14 protein-coding genes are annotated in these 19,697 nt (G+C 46.3%); 4 read left to right on the top strand and 10 right to left on the bottom strand.

Annotation, left to right across the window (positions count from 1 at the left end; genetic code table 11):
* Positions 1 to 138: 138 nt before the first annotated feature.
* The 4 genes from dnaJ to B3D47_RS03875 form a co-directional block, all read right to left on the bottom strand.
* Positions 139 to 1,251, bottom strand: a complete 1,113-nt coding sequence (dnaJ, locus tag B3D47_RS03890; RefSeq protein WP_004895889.1) for a molecular chaperone DnaJ — start codon at positions 1,249 to 1,251, stop codon at positions 139 to 141.
* A 105-nt stretch (positions 1,252 to 1,356) separates the two neighbouring features.
* A complete protein-coding gene (locus B3D47_RS03885; RefSeq protein WP_004814094.1) occupies positions 1,357 to 1,734 on the bottom strand; it encodes a hypothetical protein in 378 nt (125 codons plus the stop codon).
* A gap of 132 nt (positions 1,735 to 1,866) precedes the next feature.
* Positions 1,867 to 5,004, bottom strand: coding sequence for an efflux RND transporter permease subunit (locus B3D47_RS03880; RefSeq protein ID WP_286860015.1), 3,138 nt, complete (start codon positions 5,002 to 5,004; stop codon positions 1,867 to 1,869).
* 2 nt (positions 5,005 to 5,006) lie between these two features.
* On the bottom strand, positions 5,007 to 6,110 hold the full coding sequence (locus tag B3D47_RS03875; protein ID WP_286860013.1) for an efflux RND transporter periplasmic adaptor subunit: 1,104 nt from the start codon (positions 6,108 to 6,110) through the stop codon (positions 5,007 to 5,009).
* 148 nt (positions 6,111 to 6,258) lie between these two features.
* Here B3D47_RS03875 and B3D47_RS03870 point away from each other — a divergent pair, with 148 nt between their 5' ends.
* From B3D47_RS03870 to B3D47_RS03855, 4 genes are all read left to right on the top strand, one after another.
* A complete protein-coding gene (locus B3D47_RS03870; RefSeq protein WP_286860012.1) occupies positions 6,259 to 6,879 on the top strand; it encodes a TetR/AcrR family transcriptional regulator in 621 nt (206 codons plus the stop codon).
* A 145-nt stretch (positions 6,880 to 7,024) separates the two neighbouring features.
* Positions 7,025 to 9,709 (top strand): phosphoenolpyruvate carboxylase, encoded by a 2,685-nt coding sequence (gene ppc / locus B3D47_RS03865; protein WP_048882615.1) that lies wholly within the window; start codon positions 7,025 to 7,027, stop codon positions 9,707 to 9,709.
* A 298-nt stretch (positions 9,710 to 10,007) separates the two neighbouring features.
* Positions 10,008 to 11,303: a solute carrier family 23 protein gene (locus B3D47_RS03860; protein ID WP_286860010.1), complete on the top strand. Its 1,296-nt coding sequence runs from the start codon at positions 10,008 to 10,010 to the stop codon at positions 11,301 to 11,303.
* A gap of 97 nt (positions 11,304 to 11,400) precedes the next feature.
* Positions 11,401 to 12,306: a LysR family transcriptional regulator gene (locus B3D47_RS03855; protein ID WP_286860080.1), complete on the top strand. Its 906-nt coding sequence runs from the start codon at positions 11,401 to 11,403 to the stop codon at positions 12,304 to 12,306.
* Here B3D47_RS03855 and B3D47_RS03850 read toward each other — a convergent pair.
* From B3D47_RS03850 to ilvD (B3D47_RS03825), 6 genes are all read right to left on the bottom strand, one after another.
* Positions 12,303 to 13,040, bottom strand: coding sequence for a sulfite exporter TauE/SafE family protein (locus B3D47_RS03850; protein ID WP_071321065.1), 738 nt, complete (start codon positions 13,038 to 13,040; stop codon positions 12,303 to 12,305). The genes B3D47_RS03855 and B3D47_RS03850 overlap by 4 nt on opposite strands.
* Before the next feature lie 157 nt (positions 13,041 to 13,197).
* Complete coding sequence (locus tag B3D47_RS03845; RefSeq protein WP_004814081.1) at positions 13,198 to 13,485, bottom strand: chorismate mutase; 288 nt, start codon at positions 13,483 to 13,485, stop codon at positions 13,198 to 13,200.
* Positions 13,466 to 14,788, bottom strand: a complete 1,323-nt coding sequence (locus tag B3D47_RS03840) for a hypothetical protein (RefSeq protein ID WP_286860009.1) — start codon at positions 14,786 to 14,788, stop codon at positions 13,466 to 13,468. The genes B3D47_RS03845 and B3D47_RS03840 overlap by 20 nt, the downstream gene beginning before the upstream one ends.
* A gap of 155 nt (positions 14,789 to 14,943) precedes the next feature.
* Positions 14,944 to 16,629: a dihydroxy-acid dehydratase gene (gene ilvD / locus B3D47_RS03835; protein WP_071321067.1), complete on the bottom strand. Its 1,686-nt coding sequence runs from the start codon at positions 16,627 to 16,629 to the stop codon at positions 14,944 to 14,946.
* A gap of 493 nt (positions 16,630 to 17,122) precedes the next feature.
* On the bottom strand, positions 17,123 to 17,326 hold the full coding sequence (locus B3D47_RS03830; RefSeq protein ID WP_004895910.1) for a hypothetical protein: 204 nt from the start codon (positions 17,324 to 17,326) through the stop codon (positions 17,123 to 17,125).
* A gap of 198 nt (positions 17,327 to 17,524) precedes the next feature.
* A complete protein-coding gene (gene ilvD / locus B3D47_RS03825) occupies positions 17,525 to 19,354 on the bottom strand; it encodes a dihydroxy-acid dehydratase (protein ID WP_286860006.1) in 1,830 nt (609 codons plus the stop codon).
* Positions 19,355 to 19,697: the final 343 nt, after the last annotated feature.

Raw genomic sequence — 19,697 nt, 5'->3', positions numbered from 1 at the left:
AGACAGAAGCTTTACTGAATAGTGAACTTATACAGAAACCTGAGGAAGATACCAATTTTTTCTTTTTAAAAAGCGGTGAACTGTAAAGCTGAGATCTAAAAAAAGGACGCCTGAGCGTCCTTTTCTATTCTCATTCAATTAGTCAAACAGACGATCGAAGAATGATTTTTTCTTCGGTGAAGATTGGCTACCTTCCCCATCCATTGATGCTTGCAGCTCTTTCAGCAATTCACGCTGACGTGCCGTCAGATTTACTGGTGTTTCAACCACAATCCGGCATAACAGGTCACCAGTCATGCTGGTACGAACAGGTTTTACACCCTTACCACGTAAACGGAATAATTTACCGGTTTGCGTACCTTCCGGGATTTTCAGGCTGACACGGCCATCCAGGGTTGGGATTTCAATCTCTTTACCCAATGCAGCATCAGCAATTGAAACAGGCACATCCATATATAGGTCAGCACCATCACGCTGGAAGATCTCGTGCTCACGCACCACCACTTCTACGTATAGATCGCCTGATTGACCATCACGGATCGCTTCACCTTTACCGGTTAAACGTACGCGGTCGCCATTGTCCACACCGGCTGGAATGGTAACTTCCAGGGTTTGCTGACGATCAGATACGCCCGAACCATGACATTTATTACATGGATTCTTGATAATCTTGCCTTGACCACGACAGGTGCTACAGGTTTGCTGTACAGAGAAGAAGCCCTGCTGCATACGTACCTGGCCTGCACCATGACAGGTCGGACAAGTTTCCACATCATTCGGATTTTTGGAACCTTTACCATCACAGGCATCACATGGTGCAGGTGCAGTGAAAGTAATAGTTTTCTTGACGCCTTTGACTGCTTCTTCTAGGCTCAGTTCCATGACATAACGTAAGTCAGAACCACGACGCGCACGTTGTTGCTGACGACCGCCACCAAATGCCCCACCAAAGATGTCACCGAACTGGCTGAAAATATCTTCTGCGCTAAAACCACCGCCGAAGCCGCCACCGCCGCCCATACCACCTTCAAAGGCCTGATGGCCCATGCGATCGTACATGCTGCGCTTTTCGCTGTCAGACAGTACTTCATAAGCTTCTGAAGCTTCCTTAAACTTTTCTTCAGCTTCTGGATTGTCAGGGTTGCGGTCTGGATGATATTTCATCGCCAACTTACGGTAGGCTTTTTTAATCTCATCATCACTAGCGGTTTTAGCAACACCCAAAACCTCATAATAATCACGTTTAGCCATGTCTGGCGATGCTCCTCACGGAATTTTATTTAATACTTAACTGTGGTCTGAAATTGGGGGTCAAACCAGTTTTTACAAGGGGGAATATGAAAAAAAATCGAAAGCTTAGAAAACAGCTTTACTTTGATAGAATTTGGACACGCCTTTGAACCAGGCATTAATCATGAAAATAAACGCAATAAAGCTGAATACGACGCCAGCGACCGTGCAGGCTTTCACCCATAACATGCTGTCCCAGGCATGGAAAAAGAGTGGAATAAACCAGAGGGCTGCAAAAACAGCCAGCATGGTATAGATCACCACATTACGCATGATCCACAGCGCTTGTGCCTGTAGCCAGACTTCTGCATAGTCGACCTGAGCGACTTTGCGTGCTAACCAATAAGAAAAAATTCCAAAAATCACGGTAAAAGAGGCTAAAAACATGAACACATATGCAATGGCTACAGAGCGCCGCATTTGAGTTAAACTTTTTTGATTCATGTCTCTTTCAACCTCGTTGTCCGTTTCTGCAACACTGGAAAAACGGCAACTTCGCATTTTTTAAAATTGTAAAATTATCAGGCACTACTATATTAAAAAATTTAATATTTCGCACCTGATTTTAAGACAGTTTTAGACCGATTGCGAAGTTTTCTTTACCTTAAACCATTGCGCATACAAGGCTGGCAAGAAAAACAGGGTTAACAGTGTCGCCACAATCAGTCCGCCCATGATAGCAACCGCCATTGGACCGAAGAAAATGCTACGTGAAAGTGGAATCATGGCCAGTACAGCAGCCAGGGCAGTCAATACAATTGGACGGCAACGGCGTACCGTGGCATTGATGATGGCATCCCATTGTGATTCCCCTGCCTGAATATCCTGTTCAATCTGATCAATCAGAATCAGGGAATTACGCATGATCATGCCTGAGAGTGCAATCGTACCCAGCATGGCGACGAAACCAAACGGTTTATTAAACAATAACAGAAAGAGTACCACGCCAATGATGCCCAGTGGTGCGGTCAGGAACACAATAAAGGTCCGTGACATACTTCTCAGCTGGATCATCAACAGGGTCAGAACCACTGCCAGGAACAATGGCATACCGGCATTCACAGATGTCTGACCACGTGCTGATTCCTCTACGGTTCCACCTACCTCAATCAAGTAGCCACTTGGTAATTGAGCTTTAATGCTCTCCAAGACAGGAGCAAGCTGATTGACCACGGTGGCTGGTTGTAAATTGCTACGGATATCCGCACGTACGGTAATTGTCGGCAAACGGTTACGATGCCAGATTAGTCCCTCTTCAAAGCTGTATTCAATATTGGCAATCTGCGCCAAGGGCACAAAGTTACCACGTGCAGTGGGTACCGCCAGACTGCTTAAAGATGCCACATCGACACGTTCAGCCTGCTCACCACGCAGACGGATTTCAATCAGCTCACGTTTTTCCCGGAACTGATCCAGTCCCGCGCCTGCAATGGAGCTGTTCAGGAAATTGGCCAGATCACTACTGCTCACCCCCATCTGGCGGGCACGGTCCTGATCAATGTCTAATTTGATCACTTTACTTGGCTCGCCCCAGTCCAGATGCACATTGGTGGTGTTCTGGTTTTCGGCTACCTTGGCAGCGACTTTTTGTGCCCAGCTGCGTACCAGCGCCAAGTCTTCACCCGATACCCGGAACTGGAGTGGATAACCGACCGGTGGACCATTTTCCAGCAAAGATACACGGGTACGTACTTCAGGTAACAGCAGACGAATCTGCTTGCTTAAAGATTCACGGATTTCATTACGATCTTCCAGGGAAGAGGCCAATACCACAAACTGGGCGAAGCTGGTTTGAGGCAATTGCTGATCTAAAGGCAAATAGAAACGCGGTGAGCCGGTGCCAACATATACCACATAATTATCAATGCCCTCCTGTTTAGACAGGAAAGCTTCGACTTTTTTCACCGCAGCTTCGGTGGCTTTCAGTGAAGCCCCCTCTTCCAGTTTCAGATCAACCAGAATCTCCGCCCGATTCGAGGGCGGAAAGAACTGTTGCGGTACGAATTTAAACATGATGATCGACAGGACAAAAATCCCCACAGTCAATGCAATCACAGTTTTGCGATAGGTGACACAGGTATTTACCCAACGGCGAAAACCTTGATAAAACTGGGTTTGATACGGGTCATGATGCTCACCGGCATGATGTACAATCGGCTGTGGTTCAGGCTGCTTGCGCAGGCGTGCCCAGAGTCGCTGATACCATGGCGCTTTCTGGATTAAATCTTTATTAAAATCTGGCAGAAGTTTATCACCCAGATACGGCACAAACAGTACCGCAGCAATCCAGGAAACCAATAAGGCAAGGGTTACTACCTGAAAGATAGAGCGAGTATATTCCCCGGTACTCGATGCTGCAGTGGCAATCGGCAGGAATCCAGCGGCAGTGATTAATGTTCCAGTGAGCATTGGGAAAGCCGTGGTGCGCCAAGCATGCCCCGCGGCCTCCAGCCGGCTATAGCCTTGTTCCATTTTGATCGCCATCATTTCAATCGCGATAATGGCGTCATCGACCAACAGACCTAACGCCAGAATCAGGGCACCGAGGGAAATCTTGTGCAGGCCGACATCAAATAGCTGCATACCGGCAAAAGTCATCGCCAGTACCAAAGGAATCGAAAAAGCCACCACCAGACCCGGACGGAAACCGAGTGAGAAGAAGCTGACCAGAAGCACGATAATCACCGCTTCCGCCAGCACCTTCATAAACTCGTTAATACTGCGCTTTACTGCCACCGGCTGATCCGATACTTTTTGCAGGTCCATCCCTAGGGGCAGGGATTTCTGCAAGCGGGCAAATTCCTGTTCCAGATTTTTACCTAAGGCAATGATGTCCCCACCCTTACGCATCGATACCGCAATACCAATGCCGTTTTCACCCATAAAACGCATGCGTGGCTGGGCGGGATCGGTAAAGCCACGATAGACCTCTGCGACATCGCCGAGCTGGATGGTTTTACCATTCACATAGAGTGGCATCTGCTGTAGCTCTTCTACAGTCTGCAATGCACCGCTGACACGAACCTGAATCCGGTCTGTGTCGGTTTCAAAGAAACCGGCATTGCTCATGGCATTTTGCTGTTGTAGCGATTGCTGAATGGCAGTGACTGGAATACCCAGCTGTGCAGCTTTGGTATTAGAAATCTCAATCCAGATTTTCTGATCTTGCAGGCCAATCAGCTCAACTTTGGCAACATCTTTGACACGCTGCAATTGTAGTTGCAGACGGTCGGCATATTCTTTTAGTGTGGCATAGTCGAAATCTTTGCCTTTCAGCACATAGATATTGCCGAAGGTATCGCCGAATTCATCGTTAAAGAACGGGCCTTGCACGCCTTGTGGCAGTTCATGCCGAATATCATTAATTTTCTTACGGACGTTATACCAGACATCAGGAACTTCTTTGGAGCGCAGCGAGTCCTTGGCCACAAAGGTCACTAGCGATTCACCTGGACGGGAATAAGCCATGATGCGGTCATATTGTCCCGTGGTCATCAGTTCCTTTTCAATCCGGTCCGTGACCTGCAAGGAAACTTCCTGTGCACTGGCCCCCGGCCAGTAGGTCTGTACCACCATCACCTTAAAGGTAAAAGGCGGATCTTCACTCTGTGACAGTTTGGAATAGGACATGATGCCGACCAGACCGAGCAGAATCATGAAATACAGCACCAGACCCTTATTTTTCAGGGCCCATTCGGAAAGGTTAAAATTCATGTTTAACCTCCAGCCCGAATGGTCACACTACGGTTCTGACGGTCAATCGGCCGGATTTTTTGTTGATCCCGGAGCAGGTGAATGCCTCCAATCACTACATAATCATCTGCTTTGAGGCCACTCAGCACAGGCACAGAATCACGGCCATAAGCACCAATCTGTACCGGGATCTTACGTACAGTAGAGTCCGGCTTAACGACCATCACATAGGCCTGACCATCCGTCGCAGAGACACTGGATAAGGGTACGCTCAGAGCATTGTCCTGAGTTTTGATAAAGAATACACGGGCACTTTGTCCGAGCTGAATTGACTTCTGACCTTCACGTAATGCCACCCGAACCGTAAAAGTCCGGGACTGATCTGCAGCCGGAGAAATCTCACGCACATAAGCACTGAATTTTTCATCTTTTTTCGACCAGAGGGTAACCCAAGCGGGCTGACCCACTTTAATTTCGCTCACCGCCTGTTCCGGTACCCCAATCACCACTTCACGATCTCCGGAGAGCGCAATTTCAAAGGCTGCCTGCCCTGCTGCCACGACCTGACCGACTTCAATATGACGTGCAGTAATCACGCCATTTTTATTGGCAATTAAGCGGTTATACCCCGTCTGATTACGGCTGACATCATAATTGGACTGGGCCTGCTTCAGATTGGATAGAGCGGCCTTGTACTGATTCTCGACTGCATCATATTGCGAGCGGCTGACCGCATTGGCCGGCAGTAACTGTTTAAAACGGCTCAGTTCATCTTCCGCAATTTTGGCTGCAGACTGGGCACTTTCCAGTTGGGCACGCGCTGCGTTTAACTGCAGTTCCGCATCCTTGACATCTAAGCTTGCCAGTACTTGCCCTACCCGAACCTGATCCCCGACATCGACATAACGCTGGGTGATCTGACCAGCGACCCGGAACGCCAGTGGCGTTTGCTGACGTGCCTGTACATCCCCGGCATAGCTTTTCTGTTCTAAATAGGAGGTATTCGGCTGAGTCACCATGACAAAGGGAACTTCCTGTTCTGTTGTCGCATTGTTTTTGCTGCATCCCCCTAAGGTCACACTGCAAGCTATAATCATGCCGGTCAGGACGTACTGAATCGTGCTCATGTTGTCTGCTCTTATCAAATAATGATTTTTCTGGTCGATAGACTGCGCTATAGTGAACTGGTTACTTTTTAATTAATATACCATGCGGTACACTAATTAGAATTACCTCCATAAAACAATGACCATTTTTATTTTTTTGGAAAAAAATGTGCAAATTCCCGTAGGACGTCCTAAAGATCTGGAAAAGCGCCGGCGGATTCTGGATGCGGCCAAACACCTGTTTTTGCAGCATGGCTATCATGGTTCCAGCATGAACCAGATTGCGCAGGCTGCGGGCGTGTCCAAGCTAACGGTGTATAACCATTTTCAGGACAAAGCCACACTGTTTACCTGCGCAATTGAAGATACCTGTGAGCATCTGATTCCAGCCAGTCCAACGACACTGCTGCACGCCGAGAGCAATTTTCGTGATGCGTTGCATGAAGCCTGTATATTGTCGATGAATATGGTCAATCTGCCGGAAGCGATTAAACTGGATTTACTGCTGATGGAACTGGCTTCCGAGCAAAGTCCTTTAACCCAACAATTCTTTAATGCCTCGCATCTGCGATTAAGCCAGCTCTGGCAAGAGTTCTTTCATCTGGCCCAGAGCTATCATTTTATTCAGCAAGATGATCCATTGCGTCAAACTGAACTGATGCTCTCACTGCTATTTGGTAACCGGCATCAGAAAGTTCTGCTGGGTGTGTTTCCCGTACCTGCCTTAGAACAACAGCAAATAATTATTCAGGACGCTATTCATATTTTCTTATTGCGCTATGCCGCCTAAAATGCCAATTTGTAATTAGATTCATACAAATTGGCATTCACCTTGCTATTTTATAGGCAGGTCGTGTCCGACTTTTGTCTGTAACGGGCTTGGAATGCTTTCCAGGCGCGGTATAGTCAGGAAATGCAACAGAGGGAATATAAAAATGGCTCAACAAATTGATGCACCACTACGCGAAGACGTACGTTTACTGGGCAATCTGCTCGGTGAAACCTTAAAGCTACATGCGGGGCAGGATTTGTTTAATCAGGTGGAACAGATTCGGGCGCTTTCCAAAGGTGCTCGCGACGGCCAGCTAGAAGCAGAAAAACAACTCGAACAGCTATTTCTCAGTCTGGAAGATGATGAAATTCTTCCGCTTACCCGTGCCTTTACCCACTTCCTGAACTTTGCCAATATTGCCGAGCAATATCATGTGGTGCGTCGTCGCCGTCAGAGCGAATTTGATGAAACTGCCGAATCGCCAAATCCCCTGGTTCCCCTATTTGAAAAATTTAAACAGCAGGAAATTTCCGCTGAAAGCCTATATCAGCAGATCTGCGAACTGAAAATTGAACTGGTACTGACTGCGCATCCGACTGAAGTCAGCCGCCGTACCCTGATTCAAAAATATGATGGTATCAATGACTGTCTGTCCAAATGCGACCAGCAGAAACTTACCCCTCGTGAACGCCAAGCCGTTTTGGCCGAACTGAAACAGCTAATCACGTCTGCCTGGCAGACTGATGAAATCCGTCAGCATCGTCCGACACCAGTTGATGAAGCCAAATGGGGCTTTACTACCATTGAACAGACCTTATGGAATGCAGTACCAAAATTCATCCGTGAACTGGATGGCATGGTACAGGAACAGTGCGGTCAGTCATTACCGCTCAGTGTTGCGCCAGTGCGTTTTGCCTCCTGGATGGGAGGTGACCGTGACGGTAACCCGAATGTGACCCATCACATTACTCAGGAAGTACTATGGCTGTCACGCTGGAAAGCCGCTGATCTGTATTTACGTGATATTGAAGATCTGCGCTGGGAACTGTCGATCCAGCAATGCAGTGAAGAACTGCAACAGGCGCTGGGCAGCTCACATCCGGAACCTTATCGTGAATATCTCCGTGACACCCGTGAACGCCTGAAAGCAACACGGCACTGGCTGGCAGAAAAACTGCATGGCAATGATGCCGATGACAGCCAGGTAATTAAAACCAAAGATGAGTTATTACAGCCTTTATTGCTGTGCTATCGCTCGCTGCTAGCGTGCAATCTGCCGGAAATTGCCAATGGCAAACTGCTGGACTTTATTTACCGTGTGAACAGTTTCGGCATTGAATTGCTGAAACTGGATATCCGTCAGGAATCTGGCCGTCACCGTCAAGCGATCTCTGCGATTACGGAGTATCTTGGCTTAGGTAATTTTGAAACCTGGACTGAACAGGCACGTCAAAATTTTTTATTACAGGAACTACAAAGCAAGCGTCCGTTATTACCAAAATACCTCAATGAACCGGCCGGTAGCCTGATTGAGCATCCGGATGTGCAGGAAGTCTTCGCGACCATGCGTACGCTGGCAGAACAGCCAAGTGAATCACTCGGTGCCTATATCATTTCGATGGCGGAATATCCAAGTGATGTACTGGCGGTTTTATTGCTGCAAAAAGAAGCAGGTATCAAACAGGCTTTACGTGTAGTGCCTCTCTTTGAAACTTTGAAAGATCTCGACGGCGCAGCCAGCACCATGTCGACCCTGTTCAATATGCACTGGTATAAACAGCATATTCAGGGCAAGCATGAAGTCATGATTGGCTATTCAGATTCAGCCAAGGATGCCGGTTTTATGTCTGCCAACTGGGCGCAATACCGTGCCCAAGAGGAACTGACGGCTGTTGCCAAACAGCATGGTATCCAGCTGACGCTGTTCCACGGCCGTGGTGGTTCAATCAGCCGGGGTGGTGCTCCAACACAACAGGCCCTGTTCTCACAACCGCCCGGCTCGATCTCAGGTGCGATTCGTGTTACCGAACAGGGTGAGATGATCCGCTTCAAGTTCGGTCTGGAAGGCATTGCGCTACAAAACCTGGAGATCTATACCGCGGCAACACTGGAAGCAACGCTATTGCCGCCCCCTGTGCCGAAAACAGAATGGCGTGACCTGATGCATCAGATGACCGATTTATCGGTACAGGTCTATCGCCAGACAGTCCGTGAAAATCCCCACTTTGTAAAATACCTGCGTACCGTTACTCCTGAGCTGGAACTGCAAATGCTGCCCTTAGGTTCACGTCCAGCGAAACGTAAAGTCAGTGGCGGGATTGAATCTTTACGTGCAATTCCATGGGTGTTTGCCTGGACCCAGATCCGTTTGATGCTACCTGCCTGGCTCGGTACGGGTGCTGCATTAAATGAGGTACTGGATCAGGGTCAACGTGCCACACTCGATGAAATGCTAGCGCAGTGGCCATATTTCCAGACCCTGATTGATATGCTGGAAATGGTCCTGTCCAAAGCAGATGGTGATGTGGCATTGTATTATGAGTCACACTTGACTCATGATCCCGACCTGAAAGTATTGGGTGAGGAACTGCGTCAACGTCTGAAAGATGCAGTACAAACGCTACTGACTTTAAAAGGTGAATCAAAACTGCTGACCAGTAACGATGTGCTGGATCAATCAATGCGTGTGCGTAAGCCCTATTTACTACCGCTGCACTTGTTACAGGCCGAACTAATGAAACGCCGTCGTCTGTATCTGGCAGAGCAAAATGCTGAACACACCCCGGTAGATCATGCCTTAATGGTAAGTATTGCCGGAATTGCCGCTGGTTTACGTAATACGGGCTAAGTAATTTTTAATCATGAAGAAGCACATTTCCATGATGTGCTTTTTTATTGAACAGTCAATAGCCAAAAAAGCTTTCTTTTATATATCACATTAGATTTATTTATAGATCATCCCAAGAAGTAGCTGATGAATTAATCTACTGATTTCACTTTATTTTTAAACCACTGTACTTTTACCACACGGTAAAATCTCAAATAAAGTCATAGAATTAATTTGAACAAAAATTTTGTTTTGGTAATTAAATCTTCGAAAGAACAAGAGTATGATGTGCTCAATTTATCTTTTGAGTGCTCATTTTATGTCCAGTTGGTTTCCCAAATGGCGCCCTTATGAGGGCAGTATCGATGCACGACCAGTAGGTACCGCAGAGTATTTACCACCCGCACAAACTGTAATTCTGGGTGTACAACACGCTTTTGCAATGTTTGGTGCCACTGTACTGGCACCGTTTTTAATGGGCTTTGATCCAAACCTGGCAATCTTAATGTCAGGGATCTGTACCATTCTGTTCTTTATAATGACAGGTGGTCGAGTTCCAAGTTATTTAGGTTCAAGCTTTGCCTTCATTGGTGTGGTGATTGCGGCAACCGGTTATGCCGGTGGTGCTGGCCTCAATCCGAATATTGGCGTTGCGGCAGGCGGGATTATTGCCTGTGGTATCTTCTATGCCTTGATGGGTTTTCTGGTCATGGCAACAGGGACCCGCTGGATTGAAAAACTGATGCCACCAGTCGTCACTGGTGCGGTGGTCATGATTATTGGCTTGAACCTGGCTCCTGTGACTGTAAAAAGCGTGATGGGCAATATTTTTAATATGTGGATGTCTTTGGTCACAGTATTGTGTATGGGTTCAATTGCCGTATTCACTCGTGGCCTATTACAGCGTCTACTTTTATTGGTCGGCCTGTTATTGGCTTATCTGATCTATTTCGTGCTCAGCAATGTCATGGGTTATGGCACTGCAATCAATTTCCTGCCAATTCAGCAGGCTGCCTGGTTTGGTTTACCGACCTTCCATGCGCCAACTTTTGAGTTGAATGCCATGCTGATTATTGCACCGATTGCCTTGATTCTGGTCGCTGAAAACCTCGGGCATATTAAAGCAGTCGGCGCAATGACTGGAGAAAACTTGGATCCGCATATTGGTAAAGCCTTTGTTGCAGATGGTGTTGCGACTACCTTGGCTGGTGGTGTCGGGGCTCCGGGGATGACCACGTATGGTGAAAACATCGGTGTGATGGCTGTGACCCGTGTCTACTCCACCATTATCTTTGCCGTAGCCGGTGTGTTTGCTGTGTTCCTGGGTTTATCACCGAAGTTTGGTGCAATTATTCATACCATTCCAACGGCGATTTTAACCGGCGCCTCAATTGTGGTCTTTGGTCTGATTACTATTGCCGGTGCGAAAATCTGGATCGAAAATAAAGTCGATTTTTCACAGAACAAAAACCTGATGGTAGCAGCAGTGACCATTATTTTAGGTACGGGTGACTTTGCCCTGACCTTTGGTGATTTCAACCTGGGTGGAATTGGCACTGCAACATTTGCAGCCTTATTCCTGAACTGGTTCTTTAGCCTAGTTGATAAAAAATAATTCGAAGACTTAAATTTTCAAGCAGCCTCCAGGCTGCTTTTTTTATATCGCAAGAATTGTTTAAATAGGCCTGATCTTTTATATGAGCATCCTGCCGATGCGTCTGGATTTTTTTGATTTACGTCTTTTTCTCAATATAGTCGACACAGGTAGTCTGACCAAAGGTGCTGAACGCTCTGCTATTTCCTTACAGGCAGCCAGTGAGCGGATTAAAAAGCTGGAACAGCAATATCAGGTCAGTCTGTTTAGTCGCCATTCTGGCGGAGTGAAAATGACTTTTGCAGGTCAGGTCTTTGCTGAGCATGCCCAAGCCCTGTTGCAACAGGGACAACAGTTGTCACAAGCTATGGCAGTTTTTAGTGAAGGACAGCATTCTAATATCAGCTTGTGGTGTAACTCATCAGCACAAAGTGAATATCTTCCCCTGTTGCTACCCAAGTATCTGGTCAATAACCCCAATATTCAGATTGATCTAAAAGAAGCAGAGAGCAATGACATCATTGCAGCATTGACCAGTGGCACTGCCAAACTCGGTTTAATTTCCAGCTTCTTTACTGCTCCACAGTTGCAAACCCTGGAATTTTCAGATGATCCTTTGGTGCTGATCTGTCCGGAACAGCATGATCTCAGTACCGGCAAAGCATTGAAATTAGGGGACTGTTTGAATTATCCCTTTGTGGGTTTAATGCAATATCACTCCTTACAACAGTCCATTGAAACCCAGGCCAGATTACTCCACTGCGAAATCCAATACCGCTTAAGATTGCCGAATTTTGCTGCTATTGCTCAGGTGGTTGCGAATAGTGTTGGCATTGCCATCATGCCGCAACGTGCTGCGCAACGTTTGGCAAAGCTCTATTCGTTTAAGCAAATCCAGTTGTCTGGAGATTGGGCCAACCGCAAGTTACTGTTAGCTGCGAAAAATTTTGATGAACTGAGTGCTGCCTATCAACATTTTAGCCAGTTTTTACTTTCTGCCGAGATTCAGAAGGCCTTGGATTAAATCCAGCCGAACTGGTGCAGTATCATATAACTGCCCAGAGCAATCAGACCGATAAAAAATACAGTACGGAATTTCTGCTCAGGAATGCGATAGCGAATTTTCTTACCCAACCACATGCCGATGAGCGCAGGAACTAAAGCAATTGCCGACATGGCATAATCGATCGGAATGTCTTCCACAGGATTTTGATGCAGGAAGATCGCCAGACACAAAGTCGAGGTGGTAAAGGCTAAGCCTAAAGCCTGTACCAGATCATCACGTTTTAAATGTAAAGTCTGTAGATAAGGGACGACTGGAATCACCACGACCCCTGTGGCAACGGTTAAAGCACCACCGAGATAACCCATAATTGGAGACAGCCAGCTCTCATGCCGGCTTAAATCCGGCATCTTTTTCGCAAACAAGCCATACAGCCCGTATAAGGCCAACATCCCGCCCAACAGAGCTTCGCTGTGAAATTCAGAATGTCCCAGGGTCGGGAAAACACTCCACACTGAACCGACGATGATACCTAACAACAGCAGCCAAAAACGGCGTATCAGCTGTAACACATGACCTTCAGCAAAGAGTTGCCAGAAATTGGTCAGCATGGAGGGAATGATCAGTAAAGTTGCCGCTTGAAAGGGACTCATGAAAATAGTCAGTAAACCCATAGAAACTGCGGGTAAACCTAAACCAATCGTACCTTTAATCAGACCTGCCAAGGTAAAAATGGCAATAACGAAAGCAATCATCTGATGATCCCAAATTTATTTAGGACCATGCTATAAAAATTACTGCCAAAGAAAAATCAGGGTTTTAAGGATACAGCCTCAAGCAAATCTTGAGGCTCAAGATGTACTTTGCTGGAAAGCATCAGATTGACCAGCACAGATTTTAAATAAAGGGCGCTTAAGGACGAAATTCTTTCAGTTCGCGCTGAATAAAATGCTGAAACATTTCCCGATACAGGTGCTCGATAAATACTGGATCAATGCCCTGCTTTTGAGCTTGGGCTTTGACATTTTCGACAACCTGCTCCATCCGTTCCGGAGATTGCAGGTCAGTTTCAGTTTTCTTGAAACGGGTGGTTTGGTCTACATAAAACTGGCGCGCAGCAATCAGCTCAACCAAAGCTGTATCAATCGCGTCAATCTGCTCACGTGCATGTTGTAATGATTCAGCTTTTACTTTGTTCATGTTTATTCAGTTCACTTTCAGTTTGATTATCACTCTTATACTTTTCTTCTAACACATTACTGAAAATACTTTCAATCATCCAGACACGATATAAACTATTAAATACAAAACTTTGATTATCAATCCGAAGTTCCAGCACCGGTAAGTTGGGCTGAGACTTCATTTCACAGAGCATATCATTGTCTTTCAGCTTGGCCTGAATATCTTCTTCGGTCAGTTGCCCAATTCCCAGTTCCTGCTGTAAGGCATTGAAATGTGGGGTATAACTCAGGTCACGTCCACGCGTCCAAACCGCCTGCAAAATCCGGTACATCGCATCCACCCGCCCTTCTTCCGGGCAGCTGTAATACAGCTGTGCCATCGGCAAAATGCTTTGTACCGTCGGTCGGCAAAATGGGGTGAATTCGACTTCAGTCCGTTTTGACAGGCGCGTTGCCAGTCCCCAGTCAAAGCCATCACGGCTACGATAAGACAGCGGATAGACATTCAGATGGATATTATAAAAATCGGCAAGTTCTTCCTTAATATAGGCCAGCAACAGCCAGGAAATTGGATCTTCCAGGGCAATATACAGATCCAGTTCCGGATCTAAGCCCTGAATTTCATTCAGTTCTTCAGCATCACTGATCAGGTGCTCACGCCATTCAATATGATTGATCAGGAAGATTGGATTGCCCGTCAGTAATTTTTGCTGTTTCAGACGGCGGGTTAAACGCAGCAGATCATCTACCGCATGATACTGACGGCTACCAAAATCAAAATAGCTGGCCAAAACCGGGGTTGTGTCAAAGACCCGTTCAGAAAAATCCTGTGGCTGATGATGGCGACTGGCCATGCTATGCAAGGTACGCAGTTTGCCATACTGCTTTTGCCACAGCATATGAAAGATATCTTCCAGCAGATAAAGAAAATCCTGGCCACGCAATGGTGTTCGGCGCAGAATGGTTTCGGCCTGTTTTAAGGCTTCTGCAGTGGGGAGTTCTGGTGTTTCATGAAAGCTGAAACGATGCTGTCTGGAGAGGATTTTGGCATCATTAATACAGTAATTTTGCCATTCTTCAAAAGACATCTGATTCGGTATTTCGCCCCGTTGACTGGAGATGACTACCTTCAACGGTTTTAATTCCGGACTCAGGATCTCTTCCAGTTGTGGTAACAGCTGCACTGCCAGATAGCTATACACATCATCCAGACGCAGATAAATCGTTAAGCCATCTTCAGCAGATAGCACCGCCTGGCGGGTTGGCTTTTGATAAAACCAACTCGATCGGATTGGATCGAACCAACGGCGTAACAGGGACATGAGATCAGCCTCAGTAGAGAATAACGCAGCAGATGACAGCGTCTAACTGCTACAGGATACTATCTTTTTCACCAGAATAGCAGATCGCCTGGATCTGCTGTATATGAAAAAACTTATATCAATTCAAGACAAAATGATCAATGTTTGCAGAGCCCTTAGATCTCGAGATTTAGGTCAGTCACTGCCCCGGTTTCTGCACCAGAGGTCAGTTTGGCAAACTTGGCTAATGCTCCATGCGTGTAATTCGGTTTTGGTTTAATCCAGGCGGCCTGACGTGCAGCGATTTCCTCATCCGAGACATGCCAGGTCATTTCACGGGTTTCGGCATTGATCGAAATCTCATCGCCATTTTGTACCAGACCGATCGGTCCACCTTCATAGGCTTCTGGGGTGACATGACCAATCACAAACCCATGACTACCACCGGAGAATCGGCCATCGGTAATCAGTGCTACGGAATCTCCTAAGCCTTTACCGATAATCGCTGAGGTCGGTTTCAGCATTTCTGGCATGCCTGGTCCACCTTTAGGACCAACACCACGAATCACCACCACTTCACCCGGCTGAACTTCACCATCCAGAATCCCGCGCATGGCGCCCTGTTCACCCTCAAAGACCCGTGCTGGCCCTTTGAAGTAAAGACCTTCCTTACCGGTAATTTTGGCCACGGCACCTTTTGGTGAAAGGTTACCTTTCATAATGATCAGATGTGAATCTTTTTTCACCGGCTGGTCAAATGGCAGAATAATCTGCTGACCTTCAGGATAATCTTTTACATTCGCCAGGTTTTCTGCCAGAGTTTTACCAGTCACAGTCAGGCAGGAACCATCCAGCATGCCGGCATCCAGCATACGTTTCATCAATGGTTGAATCCCGCCAATCGCAATCAGCTCCGACATCAGATATTTACCCGATGGACGTACATCAGCGACTACAGGAATGTCTTTACCAATGCGGACAAAGTCATCCAGACTGAGCTCCACACCTGCGGTATGCGCCATAGCCAGCAGATGGAGTACACCATTGGTCGAACCACCCAAAGCAATCAGCACTTTAATTGAATTTTCAAAAGCAGCTTTGGTCATGATGTCACGTGGCTTGATATCCAGACGTAACAGATTCATCACGGCTTCACCCGCACGGGCACAGTCGATCTGCTTGTCTTCAGAGACGGCTTCCTGTGCAGAAGAACCCGGCAGGCTCATACCGAGTGCTTCAATCGCAGAAGCCATGGAATTCGCGGTATACATCCCGCCACAAGAACCCGGACCCGGCAAAGCAACTTCTTCAATATGCTTGACCTGAATCGCATTGATTTCACCTTTGGCATGCTGTCCGACTGCTTCAAATACGGAAATCATGTCGGTATGACCTTCGCCCGGTTTGATGGTACCGCCATAAATAAACAGACCTGGACGGTTTAGACGTGCCAATCCCATGATGCAGCCCGGCATATTTTTATCACAGCCACCAATGGCAATTACGCCATCATAGGCCTGACAGCCGACCACTGCTTCAATCGAATCCGCAATGATTTCACGGGATAGCAAGGAGTATTTCATACCTTCAGTACCATTAGAAATCCCGTCGGAAATGGTAATGGTATTGAAGATAATGCCCTTACCTCCCGCAGCACTCACACCCTGCTCGACTGTACGTGCCAAGCCATCAATATGCATATTGCAAGGCGTGACATTGGCCCAGGTCGAAGCAATGCCAATAAAAGGACGAGTAAAGTCTTCATCCTGAAAACCCGTGGCACGCATCATGGAACGAGCGGGTGCATTTTCAATACCTTCATAAACGGGCGCGGAATGTTCTCGGATATTGTCTTTACTCATCTTGTTTTGTCCTGGATGTAATTCTTGTGAAGCCTGAAAGCTGTCTAGGTTTTATCCGATTGTATAGAAAGCCGTGTCGACATAAAAGTAAGACTCTGTGTATCACCTAAGTCTGTTTTTTTCGTACTCTAGGCGCATGAGTAAGAGCGATATCAATGTCGCTGCTTTGCACTCATCTTAAAGCAATGCTTTAAACTTGTTCAGGAAATAGAGTCAGCGCAATAAAAGCATTTTTTTACTTTTGCGCTATCAAAAGTAAAAGTCTGCCTATGCAAAAATTATTAAAACCCTAAAAGTGATTTGAGGCAGTGAATTATCAAACAATCAGACTAGCATTTGCAGTGCAATATCAGAGGGTTGCCATATGACCTGACTCGGACTTTTAAAGCTGAGTCTTTTTCTTGGACGATGGTTCAAATGTTAGAGAACTGAGATAGATTCATTCACATAATCATTCAAATCACTGCTTGGCGCATTTTTAATATATGTGTGCTTAATTCAACTGATGAAGATCAAGTTCTTCATTGGAAGCCAAGACCACAGATCCAAGAATCGGAGCCCCCAAAATCACAGGAACAGCTAAAATCCAGAATACGACGGTGTAATGTGGATCAAAGAAAAATTGAATACTAAGCGCAGCTAAAATCATAACGAGTACTAAAATTACGACAAAGCGGCTAATAAATTTCATTGACATGCGTGTAATCACTTTTGCATTGATACTGTATTTTTACTATACACCTACTTTTATTAAGCCTTTATTGGTTTTAAATATCTAAAGTACTGCCATGATTGATTTTATGAAAGTTCACGTGATTTACCCAACCTTAAATATCTAAGAAATAAAAAAAGCACTCCATCTGGAGTGCTTTTTTTGCGCTATAAAAATTACAGCTTAGATATCGCGTACTGCACCTTTCGCAGCACTCGTGGTGTGCATTGCATAGGCTTTCAAGGCTTTAGAAATCTTGCGTGGACGCTCTTCCGCAGGCTTCCAACCTTTGGCTTCTTGCGCTGCACGACGTTCTGCCATTACAGCGTCCTCAACAGCCAAATGAATCGTACGATTCGGAATATCGATTTCGATACGGTCGCCATCTTCAACCAGACCAATCGCACCACCTTCCGCAGCTTCTGGTGACACGTGACCAATTGAAAGACCTGATGAACCACCTGAGAAACGACCATCTGTTACAAGTGCACAGTCTTTCCCTAAACCTTTCGATTTCAGGTAGCTGGTTGGATACAACATTTCTTGCATACCTGGACCACCACGTGGGCCTTCGTAACGAATTACAACCACATCGCCTGCCGTGATTTTACCGCCCAAGATCGCTTCAACTGCTGAATCCTGGCTTTCAAATACACGTGCTGTACCGTTGAACTTCAAGATCGACTCATCTACACCAGCCGTTTTTACAATACAGCCATCCAGTGCGATGTTGCCATAAAGTACTGCCAGACCGCCGTCTTTAGAGAAGGCATGTTCGGCATTGCGGATCACACCATTTTCACGGTCGCCATCTAGGCGTAAGTAGTACCGGTCTTGTGAGAATGCGGTTTGTGTTGGTACACCGCCTGGTGCTGATTTAAAGAAGTTATACACCTCTTCATCTTCAGTACGGATAATGTCCCATTTATCCAAAGCATCTTTTAAGGTTGCTTCATGGACGGTGGGTACAGAGGTATCCAACAAACCTGCGCGATCCAGTTCACCCAAGATCGACATGATACCACCAGCACGGTGTACATCTTCCATATGCACGTCCTGCTTTGCAGGTGCAACTTTACACAGGACTGGCACTTTACGAGACAGACGGTCAATGTCATTCATGGTGAAATCAACACCAGCTTCATGAGCAGCTGCCAATAAATGCAATACAGTATTGGTTGAACCGCCCATTGCGATATCTAAAGTCATGGCATTTTCATACGATGCTTTGGTTGCGATATTGCGTGGCAGCAAGCTGTAATCATTTTGCTCGTAGTGACGTTTGGTGATCTCTACGATGAGTTGACCTGCTTTTTCAAATAACTTTTTACGGTTTGCATGTGTAGCAAGTGTTGAACCATTACCTGGTAAAGACAGACCCAATGCTTCAGTTAAGCAGTTCATTGAGTTCGCTGTGAACATACCAGAACATGAACCACAAGTTGGACATGCAGAACGTTCATATGCTGCAACTTCTTCATCAGTGAAGCTATCATCTGCTGCAACCACCATGGCATCAACAAGGTCAATCGCGTGTTCATTACCACGGATTTTCACTTTGCCGGCTTCCATTGGACCGCCTGACACGAATACGACTGGAATGTTCAGGCGCATTGCCGCCATCAGCATCCCCGGTGTGATTTTGTCACAGTTCGAGATACAGACCATTGCGTCAGCACAGTGTGCATTCACCATGTATTCTACAGAGTCCGCAATCAAGTCACGTGAAGGCAGTGAATACAACATGCCGTCGTGACCCATCGCGATACCATCATCCACAGCAATAGTATTAAATTCTTTTGCTACGCCGCCTGCTTGTTCAATCTGACGCGCCACCAATTGACCGAGGTCTTTAAGATGTACGTGGCCCGGAACGAACTGGGTAAATGAGTTGACCACTGCAATAATTGGCTTGCCGAAGTCTTCATCCTTCATACCAGTGGCGCGCCATAAGCCACGCGCACCCGCCATGTTTCTTCCGTGTGTCGATGTTTTTGAACGATAGTCAGGCATTGTGTTATTCCAACAAAGGTTGTGCTTGAGATGAATGAGTTCATTCACTCTGGCGAAATCTGTCTGATCGAGAGCATGAAATCAGTCGAAAATTGAACATATCATACACCAAGTTACACGGCGGACCAGGCACTTATCGATGTGACAGTGTGGGATATGCTCAGAGCAGTTTCAGTACGTACACGATTAAAATCTTTTATTAAAAACTACTATACCGCTATCGTTCCGGATTAAATACAAAACTTTCATGAATATTTTTTACAATTTGCATGAGTTTTTTTTATATGAAATTTGAGTGATTTATCACGGTAATGGGTGGTACTGAGCTGTAAGCTTTTGCTGA

Source organism: Acinetobacter sp. UBA3461 (assembly GCF_002381195.1).
Classification (GTDB): domain Bacteria; phylum Pseudomonadota; class Gammaproteobacteria; order Pseudomonadales; family Moraxellaceae; genus Acinetobacter; species Acinetobacter schindleri.
Note: the sequence above shows the minus strand (reverse complement) of the source record. Positions and strands in the feature narration are given on the sequence as shown.

What these genes read in the sequence shown, in the direction of transcription:
- dnaJ (WP_004895889.1), bottom strand. Translation starts at nt 1,251, where the DNA reads ATGGCTAAACGTGATTATTATGAGGTTTTGGGTGTTGCTAAAACCGCT.
- B3D47_RS03830 (WP_004895910.1), bottom strand. Translation starts at nt 17,326, where the DNA reads ATGTCAATGAAATTTATTAGCCGCTTTGTCGTAATTTTAGTACTCGTT.
- B3D47_RS03850 (WP_071321065.1), bottom strand. Translation starts at nt 13,040, where the DNA reads ATGATTGCTTTCGTTATTGCCATTTTTACCTTGGCAGGTCTGATTAAA.
- B3D47_RS03880 (WP_286860015.1), bottom strand. Translation starts at nt 5,004, where the DNA reads ATGAATTTTAACCTTTCCGAATGGGCCCTGAAAAATAAGGGTCTGGTG.
- ilvD (WP_286860006.1), bottom strand. Translation starts at nt 19,354, where the DNA reads ATGCCTGACTATCGTTCAAAAACATCGACACACGGAAGAAACATGGCG.
- B3D47_RS03875 (WP_286860013.1), bottom strand. Translation starts at nt 6,110, where the DNA reads ATGAGCACGATTCAGTACGTCCTGACCGGCATGATTATAGCTTGCAGT.
- B3D47_RS03860 (WP_286860010.1), top strand. Translation starts at nt 10,008, where the DNA reads ATGTCCAGTTGGTTTCCCAAATGGCGCCCTTATGAGGGCAGTATCGAT.
- B3D47_RS03845 (WP_004814081.1), bottom strand. Translation starts at nt 13,485, where the DNA reads ATGAACAAAGTAAAAGCTGAATCATTACAACATGCACGTGAGCAGATT.
- B3D47_RS03885 (WP_004814094.1), bottom strand. Translation starts at nt 1,734, where the DNA reads ATGAATCAAAAAAGTTTAACTCAAATGCGGCGCTCTGTAGCCATTGCA.
- ilvD (WP_071321067.1), bottom strand. Translation starts at nt 16,629, where the DNA reads ATGAGTAAAGACAATATCCGAGAACATTCCGCGCCCGTTTATGAAGGT.
- B3D47_RS03840 (WP_286860009.1), bottom strand. Translation starts at nt 14,788, where the DNA reads ATGTCCCTGTTACGCCGTTGGTTCGATCCAATCCGATCGAGTTGGTTT.
- B3D47_RS03855 (WP_286860080.1), top strand. Translation starts at nt 11,401, where the DNA reads ATGCGTCTGGATTTTTTTGATTTACGTCTTTTTCTCAATATAGTCGAC.
- ppc (WP_048882615.1), top strand. Translation starts at nt 7,025, where the DNA reads ATGGCTCAACAAATTGATGCACCACTACGCGAAGACGTACGTTTACTG.